This window comes from Winogradskyella costae (assembly GCF_013403865.1).
Lineage (GTDB): Bacteria > Bacteroidota > Bacteroidia > Flavobacteriales > Flavobacteriaceae > Winogradskyella > Winogradskyella costae.
Window position 1 is genome coordinate 63619 of record NZ_JABFDK010000001.1, and the last position, 16778, is coordinate 80396.

Annotated in this window: 15 protein-coding genes; 11 read left to right on the forward strand and 4 right to left on the reverse strand. The window is 32.9% G+C overall.

Translation table 11 applies throughout. The features are described 5' to 3' along the window. Window positions 1-124 precede the first annotated feature (124 nt). From HM986_RS00305 to HM986_RS00335, 7 genes are all read left to right on the forward strand, one after another. On the forward strand, window positions 125-1936 hold the full coding sequence (locus HM986_RS00305; protein ID WP_394354215.1) for an OstA-like protein: 1812 nt from the start codon (window positions 125-127) through the stop codon (window positions 1934-1936). Beyond that, the gene (locus HM986_RS00310) at window positions 1937-3112 is read left to right on the forward strand and encodes an aspartate aminotransferase family protein (protein ID WP_179333093.1); all 1176 of its coding nucleotides are present in this window, start codon (window positions 1937-1939) and stop codon (window positions 3110-3112) included. It begins immediately after the preceding gene. A 161-nt stretch (window positions 3113-3273) separates the two neighbouring features. Next, window positions 3274-4680, forward strand: coding sequence for a tetratricopeptide repeat protein (locus HM986_RS00315; protein WP_179333094.1), 1407 nt, complete (start codon window positions 3274-3276; stop codon window positions 4678-4680). 37 nt (window positions 4681-4717) lie between these two features. Continuing rightward, a complete protein-coding gene (locus HM986_RS00320; protein ID WP_179333095.1) occupies window positions 4718-5686 on the forward strand; it encodes a DUF368 domain-containing protein in 969 nt (322 codons plus the stop codon). Next, on the forward strand, window positions 5686-6705 hold the full coding sequence (locus HM986_RS00325) for a DUF368 domain-containing protein (RefSeq protein WP_179333096.1): 1020 nt from the start codon (window positions 5686-5688) through the stop codon (window positions 6703-6705). Before HM986_RS00320 ends, HM986_RS00325 begins: the two co-directional genes overlap by 1 nt. Further along, window positions 6674-7435, forward strand: a complete 762-nt coding sequence (locus HM986_RS00330) for a shikimate dehydrogenase family protein (RefSeq protein ID WP_179333097.1) — start codon at window positions 6674-6676, stop codon at window positions 7433-7435. The genes HM986_RS00325 and HM986_RS00330 overlap by 32 nt, the downstream gene beginning before the upstream one ends. Window positions 7436-7514: 79 nt before the next feature. Continuing rightward, window positions 7515-9566, forward strand: a complete 2052-nt coding sequence (locus tag HM986_RS00335; protein WP_179333098.1) for a DUF349 domain-containing protein — start codon at window positions 7515-7517, stop codon at window positions 9564-9566. 465 nt (window positions 9567-10031) lie between these two features. Here HM986_RS00335 and mazG read toward each other — a convergent pair whose 3' ends face one another. The 4 genes from mazG to ruvX all read right to left on the reverse strand — a co-directional run bounded on the left by mazG (window position 10032) and on the right by ruvX (window position 12462). Next, window positions 10032-10805, reverse strand: coding sequence for a nucleoside triphosphate pyrophosphohydrolase (mazG, locus tag HM986_RS00340; RefSeq protein ID WP_179333099.1), 774 nt, complete (start codon window positions 10803-10805; stop codon window positions 10032-10034). Between the two features lie 81 nt (window positions 10806-10886). After that, window positions 10887-11318, reverse strand: a complete 432-nt coding sequence (locus HM986_RS00345; RefSeq protein ID WP_179333100.1) for a DUF5606 family protein — start codon at window positions 11316-11318, stop codon at window positions 10887-10889. Window positions 11319-11328: 10 nt separating this feature from the next. Continuing rightward, window positions 11329-11919, reverse strand: coding sequence for a peptide deformylase (gene def / locus HM986_RS00350; protein ID WP_179333101.1), 591 nt, complete (start codon window positions 11917-11919; stop codon window positions 11329-11331). Window positions 11920-12051: 132 nt separating this feature from the next. Further along, entirely contained in the window at window positions 12052-12462 is a 411-nt protein-coding gene (ruvX, locus tag HM986_RS00355; protein ID WP_179334357.1) for a Holliday junction resolvase RuvX, read from the reverse strand. A gap of 452 nt (window positions 12463-12914) precedes the next feature. Here ruvX and HM986_RS00360 point away from each other — a divergent pair, with 452 nt between their 5' ends. The 4 genes from HM986_RS00360 to HM986_RS00375 all read left to right on the forward strand — a co-directional run bounded on the left by HM986_RS00360 (window position 12915) and on the right by HM986_RS00375 (window position 16757). Next, window positions 12915-13730, forward strand: a complete 816-nt coding sequence (locus HM986_RS00360; RefSeq protein WP_179333102.1) for a 2,3,4,5-tetrahydropyridine-2,6-dicarboxylate N-succinyltransferase — start codon at window positions 12915-12917, stop codon at window positions 13728-13730. 49 nt (window positions 13731-13779) lie between these two features. Then, complete coding sequence (locus HM986_RS00365; protein ID WP_179333103.1) at window positions 13780-14826, forward strand: sugar-transfer associated ATP-grasp domain-containing protein; 1047 nt, start codon at window positions 13780-13782, stop codon at window positions 14824-14826. 70 nt (window positions 14827-14896) lie between these two features. Beyond that, window positions 14897-15766: an ATP-grasp fold amidoligase family protein gene (locus HM986_RS00370; RefSeq protein WP_179333104.1), complete on the forward strand. Its 870-nt coding sequence runs from the start codon at window positions 14897-14899 to the stop codon at window positions 15764-15766. Window positions 15767-15815: 49 nt separating this feature from the next. Beyond that, complete coding sequence (locus tag HM986_RS00375; RefSeq protein ID WP_179333105.1) at window positions 15816-16757, forward strand: Stealth CR1 domain-containing protein; 942 nt, start codon at window positions 15816-15818, stop codon at window positions 16755-16757. Window positions 16758-16778 lie beyond the last annotated feature (21 nt).

The window sequence follows — 16778 nt, forward strand, 5'->3', positions numbered from 1 at the left end:
GTTTAATATAATCTTGTCAAAATTGATATTACCGATAATGTTCCAAATATCGCATACGTTAAAAAAAACGTTAACAGATACTAAAGCAAACCTAATAAGTGTTATTTTGTAAAAAAATATGCCTTTGAAACCTTTTAAAAGCCTTCTTTTCATCATTTGTTTCTTTTCTGCGTTTTTCAGTTATGGACAAAATCAAGAAAAAATCATTGTTAAATACTCTGGTAGAACTTCAAAATCAACTGACGTTAAAGATGGTGCGTTAGTATTTCTTAGAAATAAATCGCAGCAGGTGCATTTTACCCATAATGGAGCTGATCTTTTTTGTGATAAAGCTATTTACTATGAAGATCAAGATTTTATTGAAGCCTTCAGTAACGTCGTAATGAAACAAGGAGACTCTATAAACATGGTCGCTAAATACTTAGAATACAGCGGTAAATCGCAATTAGCAATAGCCAGAGGAGATGTTATTTTAACCGAACCCCAATCCATACTAAAAACAGACACACTCTATTTTGATAGAGTAAAACAAGAAGCTTATTACAACACAAAAGGCAATGTGGTCAGAGACACCTCAGGGACCATTACAAGTCAGATTGGTAGATATTACATAAATGCTAGTAAATATCAATTTATACAAGATGTTGTTCTTGTTAATCCGAAATATACCTTAAATACTGAACGTCTCGATTTTTTCACCGAAAATGGGCATGCTTATCTTTTTGGACCTTCAACAATTGTTGGAGAAACTAGTAAAATTTATAGCGAACGTGGCTTTTACGACACCAATAATAACATCGGACATTTTCAACGCAATGCCAAAATTGATTATGACAACCGGACTGTAGAGGGTGACAGTTTATATTTTGACCGGACTAAAAGTTTTGCCTCCGCAACTAACAATATAACCGTTACCGACACCTTAAATAAAAGTACTGTAAAAGGTCATTATGCAGAAGTTTGGCGTGCCCAAGACTCCATGTATATTACTAAACGCGCTTTGGCTATAACGGTTCAAGATAAGGATTCTATTTATATTCATGCAGATACTTTAATGGTTACGGGGAAACCCGAAAATCGTATTACTCGCGCTTATTATAATGCTAGACTCTATAAGAGTGATATGGCAGGTAAATCAGACTCCATTCATGTTAATCATAAAGAAGGACTAACCCAAATGATTAATCTTAATCGGTTTAGTTCTACCGATGCTTTTGCTACCAAGCGAAAACCCGTACTGTGGAATATCGGCAACCAAATGACAGGAGATACCATTCATTTAATTTCTAATCCAAAAACAGAACAACTCGACTCTTTAAAAGTATTTGAAAATGCCTTTTTAATTAGCAAAGATACCATCAGTGAAGATGGATTTAATCAAATAAAAGGGTTACGATTAATTGGTTTGTTCAAGGACAACGAACTTTATAATGTAGATATTATTAAAAACGCCGAAACTATTCGTTATCTGAGAAATGATGAAGGAGAATTAATAGGTATCCAGAAGTCAAAATCCGGAAAAATCAATGTTCAGATTATAGACCAAGCTATTGATGAAGTCCGTTTTATTAATCAAATTGATGGTAATATTTTTCCGGAATCTGATTTTCCAAAAAGTGGAAGACGGTTAAGAGATTTCGATTGGCGTGGAGAAGAACAACCATTATCTGTTGAAGATTTATTTAAAGACGACCCGCCATTAGACTTACCAATAATTAAAGGTTTAGACGACTACGTTCCTCCCGAGGCTTTTATTGATGATGCGATTGCCAAACGTATAGAAGAAGCCGGAAAAGCATCCCCTGAAAAAGAGAATAAAGCCGCCCGGAATCTTCCTAAAAAAACAATGGTAACACCTTTAGAGTCCACAACAAAAAAAGCAGATTCAACAACGGCAAAACCCGTTAAGGAGATAATTAAAAAAGAAGGTCAATAATTGAAAGATGCGTTTTTAAAATATCAAGCCCAGACCACTCCACATCCTTTAGCTATGGAGATAAGCCATGCGAAAGGATCTTATGTTTACGACATTAAAGGTAAAGCATATCTCGATTTTGTGGCAGGAGTTTCAGCATGTAGCTTAGGCCATTCGCATCCAAAAGTTGTGAATGCTATAAAGGAGCAATTAGATAAATACCTTCATGTCATGGTTTATGGAGAATATATTCAAAAACCAGCATTAGAATTAACAAAATTAATAGCCCACCATTTACCTGAACCACTAGAATCAACATATTTAGTCAATTCTGGAACAGAAGCAATTGAAGGCAGCTTAAAATTAGCAAGGCGTTTTACTGGGCGTTCCGAAATTATTGCTGCAAAGCATGCCTACCATGGCAATACGATGGGCTCATTAAGTCTAATGGATTATGAAGAACGAAAACAACCCTTTTTACCTTTAATTCCAGATATAAAACATATTGAATTTAATTCGGAAGAAGATTTAAATAAAATAACCGAGAAGACAGCGGCTGTTATCCTTGAAACCATTCAAGGAGGAGCCGGATTCATTGAACCTACCAACTCTTATTTAACAAAAGTACAACAGCGCTGTAATGCGGTTGGAGCTGTCTTTATTTTAGACGAAATTCAACCAGGAATCGGGCGAACGGGAAAATTATTCGGATTTGAGAACTATAATTGTCAACCAGATATCGTAGTTACAGGTAAAGGCTTAGGAGGGGGCTTACCTATTGGAGCGTTTACAGCTTCTAAACCAATGATGGATTGCTTAAGCGATAACCCAAAATTAGGACATATCACCACCTTTGGCGGCAATCCGGTAATTGCAGCCGCAGCTTTAGCAACATTAAAAGAAATAACGGAATCTAATTTAATGTCTTTAGCTCTAGTAAAGGAGCAATTAATCAGAAAACATCTTAAGCACAAACACATTAAAGAGATTAGAGGTCGTGGATTAATGCTAGCCGCTTTCACCCAAAGTGCAGAGCTTACAAGCACCCTAATTTTACGTGCTCAAGACAGAGGATTAATTCTGTTTTGGTTACTCTTTGAACCTAAAGCCATCCGAATTACGCCTCCAATGACTATTTCTAACGACGAAATCGTAGAGGGATGTCGTATTATAACTTCAATTTTAGACGAAATTTAAGCCCATAAAAATCAATACAAAACAATAATTATCAGGCAATTACATCACAATACACAAACAAGGGATTGAATGTTAATTATTTTGTTAAGAACATTACTGTTAAATCCGATGTATCCTAAAGGATAGCTGTAATTTTATTTCAGCGAATTATTAAATCATTTATGCAATATAGTCAAGAAGACGAAAACTTTCCAATTACTCGATTTGAATCGATGTTAAAGACCAACAATATTTTGTTCTTTGATTCAAACGATTTTGAGAACATTATTCACCACTACTTAGAAAATGGTAAAATTGCGCTATCTAAACGTGCTATTAAATTAGGTTTAGAGCAACATCCCTCGTCAATCAATTTAAGATTATTTCAAGTTGAAATTTTAGTTATTGAAAACAAGTTCAAAGAAGCCAATAATCTATTAGATAGGCTTCACAATATAGAACCAACTAACGAAGAAATTTTTATTCAAAAGGCTAATGTATTATCTAAGCAAGATAAACATCAGCAAGCTATAGACACCTTACTTATTGCCATAGATTTATCCAATACACCAGAAGATGATGCTGATTTGTATGCCTTGGTAGGTATGGAGTATTTATTTTTGGATCAGTTTGAAAATGCAATTATTTATTTTAAAAAATGTCTAGAAAGCGATATTTCAGATTATTCTGCGCTTCATAATATTGTGTATTGTTATGATTTTTTAAATCAGCATACAGAAGCTATTGATTATTTAAATACATTTCTAAATACAAACCCATATTGTGAGGTTGGTTGGCATCAACTAGGGCGACAATATTTTACAATTAAAGATTACAGCAAAGCAAACGATGCACTAGATTTTGCAATAATCTCGGATGACACTTTTGTTGGCGCATATCTTGAAAAAGGTAAAGTACTTGAGAAATTAAAACAATACGACGAAGCGATTGAGAATTATAAAATCACCTTGGCTTTAGACGACCCAACCTCTTTTGCACTTTTGCGTATTGGTCAATGCTATGCTAAACTGGGTCAGGAAGATCTGGCTATTCAATTCTTCAAAAAAGCAATAAATGAAGATGCTTTACTAGATAAAGCTTGGATTGCAATCACCAAGTTTTACATGAAACGTCTTAACTACCAAAAAGCATTACATTATATCAATAAAGCGGTTATAATAGACGGTGACAATGCTACTTATTGGAAATTATTTGCTACTGTAAATAAACGTTTAAATTTTCTTGAAGAAGCAGAGCGAGGCTACAAACAAACTCTAGAATTAGGAAATTTTGAATTAGATACTTGGTTAAACAGATCTGACGTTTTGATAACTTTAAGAGACTATGACACAGCTATATTCAATTTACTTCAGGCATCAGAATTTTATCCAGAGAATGCTGAAGTAGAATACCGATTAGCCGGCTTATACTTTACAGTTCATCAACCTGAAGAAGGTCGTTTTCATCTTAAAAATGGAACCCGGCTTAATATTGATTACAACTTTATTATTTCTGAATTATTTCCCCAACTTACAGATAAGCCCTTGATTAAAGCTATAATTTCAGAAGCTAAAAAGACATCAAACTAAAAAAAATCATACCTTAGCATTCTTATTTTATCATAGAATGCAAAGACGATTTATAGATTATTTAGTAATCACTTTAAAAGGTATTGCAATGGGAGCCGCAGATGTTGTTCCAGGTGTTTCTGGTGGAACAATTGCATTTATCTCTGGTATTTACGAAGAACTTATTGAAAGTATAGATAAGGTTAACCTCAGTGTTTTTAAAGTATGGAAACAAGACGGTTTTAAAGCCGCGTGGAACTCGTTTAATGGCAACTTCCTGATAGCTCTATTTTCTGGGATAGCTATCAGTATCTTGTCTTTGGCCAAAATCATAAAATGGTTATTGCACAACGAACCTATTTTACTTTGGTCATTCTTCTTCGGACTTGTATTAGCAAGTATCTTGTACATCGCTAAACAAATTAAAGGTTGGTCTATAAAATTGGTTATTGCGATTATCATAACATCAATAATATCATTTTATATTACCAAAGCCGAACCGTTTGCCTCACCAGATAGCCCATACTATCTCATATTCTGTGGATTTATAGCGATTATTGCTATGATTTTACCAGGAGTTTCTGGTGCATTTATTTTACTAATTCTTGGAGCTTACCAAACGGCAATTGATACCATTAATAATCTAAGAGATGGTTTATTAAATGGCAATATGGAACTTTTTAAAGACGCTCTTTTAAAATTTGTCTTGCTTGCTGTTGGTGCTATCATCGGACTTAAAGTGTTTTCTAAAGCCTTAAATTGGATGTTTAAACACCATAAAAATCTTACTTTAGCGATTCTAACCGGGTTTATGATTGGGTCTTTAAATAAAATTTGGCCTTGGAAAGAAGTTTTAAAAACACGCGTAAATTCTGAAGGTGAAATCGTTACGCTACTTGACAAAAGTATTTTACCAACGACTTATACTGGAGATAGCGAACTAGTTATGGCAATTGTATTTATTGTTATTGGTTTTGCTGTTATTCTTATATTAGAAAGCCTAGGGAAACATAAAAATAAGGTGTAATGCAAAGTACCAGAACTCTAATGGATCGTTTATTTTTGGTCATTAAAGGTTTGGCCATGGGAGCTGCTAACAAAGTTCCTGGAGTATCTGGTGGGGTTGTAGCCTTTGTTGCGGGATTTTACGAGGAATTTATCTATTCATTGCAAAGAGTTAACAAAACAGCTTTTAAACTCTTAATTAATGCACGTTTTAAAAGCTTCTATCGTTATATAAATGGCAAATTTTTAAGCTTACTCTTTTTAGGTATGATAGTCAGTTACTTTAGTGTTTCCAAACTATTAGACTACCTCATTGTACATTATGAACTCTATGTATGGTCCACTTTCTTTGGGATGATCCTAGGTTCTATTTACTATATATCCAAAGATTTTAAAGAATGGAACAGAACTACATTAATAGCTTTAGTTCTTGGTGCCATAGCAGGAATTAGTATCAGTTTTTTAGATCCAGCAACGGAAAATGATAATCTCTTTTTTGTTTTCTTTTGCGGCATTATTAGTGTGTCGGGCATGACCTTACCTGGATTCTCTGGTTCTTTTATCCTTATTCTTTTAGGCAATTATGTCCTATTATTAGTCGATTCTGTAAATGCGCTTTATGATACCATATTCGATATTTTTAGTGGGAATTTTGATTTTATTTATAATGCATACCGTATAAGAATGCTAAAAGTCTTAGCGGTCTTTACATTGGGGTCAGTAACAGGCTTAGTCACGTTTTCTCATATGCTAAGTTATATTCTAAAAAACTATAAATTTATAACACTCGCGACTATAATGGGATTCATCATCGGATCATTAGGAGTGGTATGGCCTTGGAAAAAAACGATATACAAAACGACTACAGAAGGAATCTCAACTTTAGATTCTACTGGAAAACAAATCATTACCAATTACCAACGGTATTTACCAGAATTAAGCACTCAAACTTACATCGCAATTGTTTATATTGCCCTTGGAATCCTTATAGTTTTAGGATTGGAATGGTATGGAAAACGCACAAGACAAATTAAAGCTTAAATTCGGACTCGTAGGTAAAGACATCTCCTACTCCTTTTCTAGAGGTTATTTTAAAGATAAATTTGAATCTGAAAATTCACCAAATTCTTACGTCAATTTCGATCTACAATCTATAGATGAGCTTTCAGAGATTATACAAAACACATCAAACTTAAAAGGCCTAAACGTCACTATTCCTTACAAAGAACAAGTCATTCCTTTTCTTGATAAGCTCAATAAAAAAGCAAAGGATATTGGCGCTGTAAACACGATTAGATTTACTAAAAATAAAAAAATCGTAGGTTATAATACCGATTTTTATGGCTTTAAAAACTCTATAAAACCACATTTAAAATCACATCACAAGAAAGCGTTGATTCTAGGTACAGGCGGGGCTTCTAAAGCCATTGCTTACGCACTTAAAAAGCTAAGAATCAAATATGATTTTGTCTCACGGTCTAAAAAGGAAAACGTTAGCTTTTTGTACTCAGACTTATCTGATAAAATTATAGCAGACTACACTATTATCATCAATTGCACTCCAATTGGCACATTTCCGAAGGTCAACGAATGTCCCGATATTCCATATGATGCCATTACAGCAAAGCATATTTTATATGATCTTATCTACAACCCAGAGCAAACTAAATTCTTACATTGTGGTCAACTTAAGGGAGCAACTACCATTAATGGGTTAGAAATGCTAAGGTTACAGGCTGAAAAATCTTGGGAGATTTGGAATAGATCCTAAATTACAAGCTCTACACTCATTTCCTTTGTAGTTATACTACTAGTTAGTATCTTTAACATCTATAAAAAATATTTGACACATGTCTGAGAATGATAACCTGCAAGATGCAGATGGAAAAAAAGAAGTAGAATCAACAGAGACTACTCCAACCCAACACGCTGAAGTTAATACTGAAATCGAATCTAAAAATGAAACGAATGAAGTTAAAGCTGAAGCCGCTACAGCTGAAGTAGAAAAGGATTCTGAAATCGAAACCGATGAAACCGAATCTGAGGATATTGTAAAAGCTGAGAAAAAAACAACTGAAGACTTACCTGAAACCGCCACACCAAAAGATGATTTGGTTGACGAAATTGAAGCTTCAAATGCTGAGGATGCTGAAGATGAATCTAACGCTGAACGCCATGAGGTAGAAGAAAAAGATTATCATGCAATGACAATGGTTCAGTTAACTGATGAAATCGGTAGACTATTAAAAAATCATAAAGTTCAGACCATTTCAAAACATGTTAATGAGATTAAAGGCGAATTTAATGCGAAATTCACTGAACTTCTAGATGAAAAAAAGGAAGAATTCATTGAAGACGGTGGTAACGAAATAGACTTCTATTTTACGAACGACACTAAAAAACAATTCAATTCCCATTATAAAGAATACAAGCAAACTATAAATGCTTACTACAAAGAACGTGAGCAAAACCTTAAGCAAAACCTTGATACTAGATTAGAGATAATTGAAGATATTAAAGGTTTACTAAGTGTTGAAGAAAATATGGGTACAACCTATAAAACCTTCAAAGAGTTGCAGGAGAAATGGCGCAATGCAGGCCCAATTCCAAGAGACAAATACAATAATGCTTGGAATACTTACCATCATCATGTAGAGCGTTTTTACGACTTTTTACATCTCAATAACGATTTGAGAGATATGGACTTTAAACACAACTATGATCAGAAATTAAAGATTATAGAGCGTGCAGAAGAGTTAGCTGAAGATGAAAATACTAATCGTTCGTTTAGAGAATTGCAAGTACTACACAAACTTTGGAAAGAAGAACTTGGACCTGTTGGTAAAGAGCATAGAGAAACGATTTGGGAACGTTTTAGTAACGCGACAAAAGCAATCCATGATAAGCGCCAAGCCTACTATGCTGACATGGACAAAGCACATGAAAAAAATCTTGAACGAAAAGAAGAAATTATTGCACAAATAGTCTCTGTCGCTGAAGATAAAGGTAACTCTCATAGTGCGTGGCAGAAAAAAATAAAAGAAATTGAAGTTTTAAGAGACGCTTTTTTTAAGGCTGGCAAAGTGCCTTTAAAAGTTAATGAAAGCACTTGGGCAAAGTTTAAAGCAGCAGTTAGAACTTTCAATCGTGGTAAAAATAGTTTTTACAAAGATTTAAAGAAAGATCAATACGATAATCTTAAAAAGAAAAAGGATTTAATTCAAATTGCAGAAGATAATAAAGACAGTGAAGATTTTGCCAAGGTCACTCCATTGATGAAGAAAATTCAGAATGAATGGAAACAAATTGGTCATGTTCCAAGACGCGATAGCGATAAAATCTGGAAACAGTTCAAAGCGGCTTGTAATCACTATTTTGATAAAATGCATACAGAGCGTAAAGCGCAAGACCAGCACCTCTATGATGCTTTTGATAAAAAAGTTAAGCTTTTAGATGACTTAAAAACGCTTGAGCTTACTGAAGATCCTAAAGCTGACATAAAACTATTACAAGACAAAATTTCAGAGTGGAAAACTATAGGTTATGTCCCACAGAACAAACGTTACATTGATGGTAAATTCTACAAAGCAATCGATGATAAGTTTGATAAGCTTAAAATGGATAAGTCGAAATTAGAAATGATTAAATTTGAGAGTAAACTCGAAAACTTAGCCGATTCTGACGACACACGATTACTTGATAACGAGCAAAACTTTATCCGAAAAAGAATTACGGAAATAAAATCTGAAATCAATCAATTAGAAAATAATTTACAGTTTTTCTCTAACGTAAAATCAGATAATCCTTTAGTTAAAGATGTACACAAGAATATTGCTAATCATAAAAAAGAATTAGACACTTGGAAAGCTAAGTTAACAAAGGTTCGCGGCATGTATAGTTAAATAAAAACTAGAAAAATTCTAATAAAATAGTATTTGCGTGAATTGTCTAATTCTTGTAAATACTATTTTTTTTGTTCAATTTATAAAATATCAAAACCCACTTGTGCTTTACAAGTGGGTTTTGCCCTAACTAAACTAAATTAACCTTAATTACAACCGCTTAAAATAATAATTAAGATCTCCTACTAAGATTATAAAAACGCTTTTGTTTTTATATAGAGTATTTACGCACAGAAAATGCTTTTGGATGTTTGTATTTTAAATTTTAGAAAACTTTAACAAATGGCCTAATTTTATTGTCTTTACAAGAAGGAATTTTAAACTTTAATGAAGGTTAGAAAACACAAAAGATTTCAATTTAGTTTTCTTACTAAGTTTAGATAGACGATTCTGATCTTAGGCTTTTTTTTTAAATAAAAAGCCCCAATTAAAGTGGATTATGTTTTCGCCGGAATGAAAAAAATATTAGAGCAATTTCGCTTCTTCCCAAAAAACATCCATTTCAGAAAGTGTCATATCCTTTAAAGATTTATCGAGATCTTTGGCCTTGGATTCTAGATATTGAAAGCGTTTTATAAATTTCTTATTGGTGCGTTCTAGGGCGTTTTCAGGATTTATTTTTAGGAAACGTGCATAATTAATCATAGAGAACATAACATCACCAAATTCACTCTCTATAGCATCTTGATCACCTTTTAGAATTTCAACTTTTAATTCCGCCAGCTCCTCTTCTACTTTTTCAAACACTTGTTCTGGTTCTTCCCAGTCAAACCCAACACCTGCCACTTTTTCTTGTATGCGACTTGCTTTTACAACAGCAGGTAAACTTTTTGGAACACCTTCAAGAACACTACTTTTTCCCTCCTTAAGCTTCAATTGCTCCCAATTACGTTTTACCTCTTCTTCATCTTTCACCACAACATCTCCATAGATATGTGGATGACGATCAATCAGTTTATCACAAATACTGTTGCATACATCTGCAATATCAAAAGCATTGGTTTCACTTCCTATCTTAGAATAGAATACAATGTGAAGCAAAACATCTCCCAATTCCTTTTTCACCTCCTCTAAATCCTTATCTAGAATGGCATCTCCAAGTTCATATACTTCTTCAATAGTAAGATGACGCAATGATTCCATCGTCTGCTTTTTGTCCCAAGGACATTGCTCTCGCAACTCGTCCATGATTATTAACAAACGTTCAAAGGCTTTTAATTGGGCTGCTTTATCAGACATAAATTCAGTATAAAATGGTTCTCAATACAATTATTGTTCGGAGTACTTTCAGAACAAAAATCACTTGAAGAAACGTACTATTTACTCTTCTTCTTCAGATACTTTTTTATCATCTTTAGACTCTTCAAGTGAAGCTAAAAGATTATTTTTTTGAAGCAAATTATACCACTGTACAACCTTCTTTATATCTGAAGGATATACGCGGTCTTCATCATAATCTGGTAAAACTTCAAAGAAAAATTCCTCTAAAACATCTTTACTATCTTTATGACTGATAGATGTTGGTTGGCCTCCTTCTTTTTCCATAACTTTTTTAAGCACATCTCTTAGTGGCACTTCTTCTGCTAAAGTATAAATAGCGATTTCACTAAGAATACTAATGTTACTGTGTGCACCAACTGTGATACGCTTTTGGTCGATTAACGACTCTACAACAGCACCTGTTCTTGTCTGTGTTACAATTTGGTATAGACCTGGTTTTCCAGAAATGGATAAAATTTTATCTAAGCTCATATATATAATATTAACGTTTCTTGCTCATTGCAGGAAATCGCATTCTGTAATCAATTTTTATTTTACCTTTTGAAATATTCGTCAATCGTCCTTTAATTAAACGCTTTTTAAATGATGATAGTTTATCTGTAAATAAAATGCCTTCAATATGATCGTATTCATGCTGAATCACTCGAGCTATTAACCCATCGTACTCTTCGACATGAGTCTCAAAATTTTCGTCTTGATATTGAATTTTTATTTTTGGTTTTCTAAAAACATCTTCTCTAACATCTGGAATACTTAAACAACCTTCATTAAAAGCCCATTCCTCCCCTTCTTCTTCTAAAATCTGAGCATTGATGAATGTTTTCTTGAAGTTCTTCATCTGCTCACTTTCTTTTTCAGAAAGATCTTCATCATCTGCAAAAGGACTTGCATCCACTAAAAATAACCGAATTGCTAAACCAATTTGAGGAGCCGCTAAACCAACACCATATGCACCATACATGGTTTCGTACATATTATCGATAAGCTCTTGTAATTTCGGGTAATCTTTGTCTATTTCCTTGGCCTCTTTCTTCAACACAACATCGCCATAGGCTACAATAGGTAAAATCATAATTCATTTATTTTCGGGTGCAAAAGTACCAAATTCTATTATAATATTTCAAATTTCAAAAACTAAATCCAAAAACTAAAATCTAATAAGTGCATTCAGTTTATTTTATAATTTTATCCTAAATACTAAATACTAAATACTAGAAAGATAGCTCTGTAAAATAAGAGTTGCGCTAATCTCATCAACCAAGGCCTTGTTTTGACGCTGCTTTTTCTTCAACCCGCTATCTATCATTGTCTGAAAAGCCATTTTGGAAGTAAAACGTTCATCTATGCGATCTACAGTTATTTGTGGAATTGATTTAGACAATTCTTTTAAAAATTTTTGAATATAAACTTCACTTTCAGATGCTGTATTATCCATCTGTTTTGGCAAACCAACTACAATCTTTTCAACATTTTCTGTCGAGACATAGTGTACTAAGTATTCAATTAACTTCTTTGTATCGACAGTTGTAAGTCCTGATGCAATAATTTGCATTTCGTCAGTAACTGCTAATCCCGTTCGCTTTGTACCGTAATCAATAGCTAAAATTCGTCCCATAACTGCAAAGATAATATAATAAAAAACGCTTCTTAAAAAAAGAAGCGTTTTTAAAAAAATCAATTTAACCCAATTTAATCATATGATTATTCCCTCTAAAAAATAAATCATTTTGATAACTATACTTAAGACACCACATAATTTGGTTGGTCACATAGTATTAAAAAAAACTCTTTTTTATTTTTTGGGTAGAGGAGTTTTCAAAATTAGCTATTAATTAAATTCTTATGATATTTATGAAGAATACATGAGTATCTAATTATTATAAAGACACAAATTAACTAAAAGGTACATTTTTTTTAAAAAGTATTTTAGCTTCAGTTATTATAAAAGTATCTTTGAAGCTTAAACACTATCGAATATATAAGATGAGCATGCAGAAATCACAGATTAGTATTTAAAAAAATAACTAATAGCAGATAATAGCTCTCGTATTATAAAATAAAAAACACATGAAACAACTACAATCTGTAATAGAAAATGCGTGGGACGACCGTTCCTTATTAACTAACCAAGTCACTATTGACGCTATTAGAAGCGTTATAGATCTTATTGACGCTGGAACATTACGTGTCGCGGAACCAACAACTGATGGATGGCAAGTAAATGAATGGGTAAAGAAAGCAGTTGTTTTATATTTCCCAATTCAGAAAATGGAAACTTTTGAAGTTGGTATTTTCGAATACCACGATAAAATTCCACTAAAGCGTGGTTATGCTTCTAAAGGGATTAGAGTGGTACCAAATGCAGTAGCAAGACATGGAGCTTATATTTCTTCTGGCACTATTTTAATGCCTAGTTATGTAAACATTGGTGCATACGTAGACGAAGGAACTATGGTCGATACATGGGCTACTGTTGGTAGTTGTGCTCAAATTGGTAAAAATGTACATCTTTCTGGAGGTGTTGGTATCGGTGGAGTTTTAGAACCATTACAAGCTGCACCTGTAATTATTGAAGACGGTGCGTTTATAGGTTCTCGTTGTATTGTTGTTGAAGGTGTACGCGTAGAAAAAGAAGCTGTTTTAGGTGCTAATGTCGTTTTAACCATGAGTACAAAAATTATTGATGTTACAGGAGACACACCTGTAGAAACCAAAGGTGTTGTACCTGCGCGTTCTGTTGTTATCCCTGGTAGCTATACTAAAAAGTTTGCTGCTGGTGAATTTCAAGTACCTTGTGCATTAATTATTGGTAAGCGTAAAGAAAGTACAAATAAAAAAACATCTTTAAATGATGCTTTGCGTGAGTATGATGTTGCAGTTTAAAATAAGAATGAGATTCTTAAATCTGAAAGCAAAATAATTCGAATTAAATATGGAGCAACTTAAGCATGATATATACTGGCACTTTAAACTTAAACGATCTAACGGTCGTGCATTTAAAGCGCTCAAAATTATTGAACGCTACAGAGGTAAACTTAACCCTAAACTCCGTAAACTATCCGATAATTATGCCACAGAAATTTTAGGAAATAAGGCTTATGCTCCTTGGCTTTACGTCTATTCTTCATTCCAGGATGGTTTTGAGGATGGCTGGATTCCAGATAACTATTATGCGAAAGAAGTTATCCCAAAATTAAATGGTGATTACGGAAAGGTGGCTGACCGAAACTTTATTATCCCATTTTTACTTTCTAACGTTGAAACATTAGACATCGCCTATTTCCTTAATGGTAAATTTTGTAGTCCAGACAGCAAAACTATCGACGCTAAAACTATTAAAGACTATCTTTTTAAAAAGCATGATAAAATAGTTTTTAAACTAGAAAACTCTAAGCGAGGAAAAGGAGTATTTATATTAGATAGAGACAATTTTGATCCGTCCGTCTATTTTTCAAACGGATATGGCAATGGTGTTTTTCAAAAGTTTATTCAACAACATCCATTTTTTTCTGAATTCGCTGATAAATCTGTTGCTACAATTCGTGTTACAACCGCATCAGACCAATTAGGAAACATATCTGCTAAAGCTGCATATATTAGATTTGGTCGTAATAAAGACACGCACATTAAGTCTAATTCTGCAATAAGTGTTTCTATAGATATTAACACAGGAGAACTTCAGCCAAAAGGTTATATGAATTGGTTAGAAATTGACAAACATCCCGATAGCAATGTTTTATTTCAAGATAAAACAATTCCTTATTTCAGTAAATGTGTGGATAAAGCCATAGAATTGCATAGTGTAATTCCTTTTATGGGTTGTTTAGGTTGGGATTTAACAGTTGATAATTTAGATAAAACACAACTCATTGAAGTGAATGGAATCAATAATGGTATAAAATTTAGTGAAGCCACTACTGGACCTTGCTTTAAAGATTTAAATTGGGAAAATCTTTGGAAACAAAAGCAAGGATCTTAATTTTAACACTTAAAATAGCACAATAATGCCAAGTAAAATACGTCGATTTTTTTTAAGGCACTTGCGGAAAATGCGTTCTTTACCGCCTAAAATTTATACACCTATATCTTATGAATATTACACTGGCAAAAAATTAGATTTAGAAAATCCAATTGAGTTTAACGCAAAATTGCAATGGATGAAAGTTTTTTATCATCCAAAAATCCTAAATCAACTGGTGGACAAATATGCTGTTAGAAGTTATGTTGAAGAAAAAATTGGAGCACAATATCTTAATGAAATTTATGGTGTTTACGATAAGCCAGAAGATGTCCCTTTTGATGCGTTTCCGGATAAATTTGTAGTAAAAGCGACACATACAAGTAGTCATAATTTAATCGTTACAGACAAATCAAATCTCAACAAGAAGAAAGCTGTGAAATCATTTCATAATTGGTTGAGCAAAAATCAGTATTACCGTATTGGACAGGAATGGGCTTATAAAGATGTACCACCAAGATTAATCGCTGAGAAATATTTAAAAAACGATGAAGAGAATTCGCTTATCGATTATAAATTTTATTGTTTTAGTGGAACGGCTAAGTTTTTAGAAGTACACTTAGATAGAGCTGATAATCATAAAAGGGGCTTTTATGATTTCGATTTTAAACCCTTACCATATAGGTATGTTTCTCTTGAAAAGAGTATTTCTTCAGATATAAAAAGACCTATCAACTTAGAAGAAATGATCAAATTTGCTGAAATTTTATCTGCCAATTTCCCGTTTGTTCGTGTTGATTTTTATTCTATAGAAGGTAAAACTATTTTTGGAGAAATGACATTTTATCCATCTGATGGAAGAAAAGATTTTATTCCTGAGGAATACAATAAAATTATCGGAGATTACATTATCCTGCCTAAATTAGAAAGCGGACAACAAGCTATTACTAAAATAGATTAACTTCGGTTAAATATTAATAGATAACTTTTACCATATTCGAACTTAAATTATGACGAATAACACTGCTCATCAACATAAAATTGATGCTGTAATTCTTTGGGTAGATGGCAATGACCAACAGCATAAAGCCAAAATGTTACCGTATTTAGAAGATAAAACTAAAATTAATACTGAAAAATTTAGAACGCGTTTTGATCAGGTCAATGAAATTAAGTTTACTATTAATTCCATTTTAAAATATGCTCCCTACGTTAGAAATATTCACATTATTACCGATAACCAAACACCCGATTTCTTAAAGAATAGTAAAGATGAGACTTATAAAAAAGTTGCTATTGTAGATCACAAAGTTGTTTTTAAAGGTTATGAAGACTTTCTACCTACGTTTAACTGTAGACCAATTGAAACCTGTTTGTATAGAATTCCAGATTTAGCTGAACATTTCATTTATTTTAATGATGATTTCTTTTTAATAAACGACACAAAACCGGGTGATTTCTTTAAAGATGGCCTTCCTATTTTGAGAGGAAAATGGTTAAAATTCGATAAAGATATTTTCTACAAAAAATTTAAAAAACCAAGAGTTGGACATAAATCTATTCAGCAAAACGCGGCTAGGTTAGCAGGTTTCAATAAATATTATAACTTTAAGCATACTCCTCATCCCCTTAGAAAATCGACATTTGAAAACTATTTTAATGGCAACGAAGATGTCCTTATAGAAAACATTAGACATCGCTTTAGAAAAACGAGTCAGTTTACACCTCAAGGTTTAGCAAATCATCTAGAAATAAAGAATAAAACGTGCCATTTTAAAGATGATCTTCAGCTGATGTATTTTAGATCCTATAAAAAACCGTTATATTGGTATCGATTCAAATTAAACATAAAGTCAAAAGGAAAATTATTCTTAGGACTTCAAAGTTTAGATCGTAGTCCGCCACACATTTTAGATTATATTTTAGGTTGGTTAGAAAAACGAACCTCATAAAATTAAATATTTAATTAGTCT

What these genes read in the sequence shown, in the direction of transcription:
- HM986_RS00315 (WP_179333094.1), top strand. Translation starts at nt 3,274, where the DNA reads ATGCAATATAGTCAAGAAGACGAAAACTTTCCAATTACTCGATTTGAA.
- HM986_RS00320 (WP_179333095.1), top strand. Translation starts at nt 4,718, where the DNA reads ATGCAAAGACGATTTATAGATTATTTAGTAATCACTTTAAAAGGTATT.
- HM986_RS00325 (WP_179333096.1), top strand. Translation starts at nt 5,686, where the DNA reads ATGCAAAGTACCAGAACTCTAATGGATCGTTTATTTTTGGTCATTAAA.
- HM986_RS00330 (WP_179333097.1), top strand. Translation starts at nt 6,674, where the DNA reads ATGGAAAACGCACAAGACAAATTAAAGCTTAAATTCGGACTCGTAGGT.
- HM986_RS00335 (WP_179333098.1), top strand. Translation starts at nt 7,515, where the DNA reads ATGTCTGAGAATGATAACCTGCAAGATGCAGATGGAAAAAAAGAAGTA.
- mazG (WP_179333099.1), bottom strand. Translation starts at nt 10,805, where the DNA reads ATGTCTGATAAAGCAGCCCAATTAAAAGCCTTTGAACGTTTGTTAATA.
- HM986_RS00345 (WP_179333100.1), bottom strand. Translation starts at nt 11,318, where the DNA reads ATGAGCTTAGATAAAATTTTATCCATTTCTGGAAAACCAGGTCTATAC.
- def (WP_179333101.1), bottom strand. Translation starts at nt 11,919, where the DNA reads ATGATTTTACCTATTGTAGCCTATGGCGATGTTGTGTTGAAGAAAGAG.
- ruvX (WP_179334357.1), bottom strand. Translation starts at nt 12,462, where the DNA reads ATGGGACGAATTTTAGCTATTGATTACGGTACAAAGCGAACGGGATTA.
- HM986_RS00360 (WP_179333102.1), top strand. Translation starts at nt 12,915, where the DNA reads ATGAAACAACTACAATCTGTAATAGAAAATGCGTGGGACGACCGTTCC.
- HM986_RS00365 (WP_179333103.1), top strand. Translation starts at nt 13,780, where the DNA reads ATGGAGCAACTTAAGCATGATATATACTGGCACTTTAAACTTAAACGA.
- HM986_RS00370 (WP_179333104.1), top strand. Translation starts at nt 14,897, where the DNA reads ATGCGTTCTTTACCGCCTAAAATTTATACACCTATATCTTATGAATAT.
- HM986_RS00375 (WP_179333105.1), top strand. Translation starts at nt 15,816, where the DNA reads ATGACGAATAACACTGCTCATCAACATAAAATTGATGCTGTAATTCTT.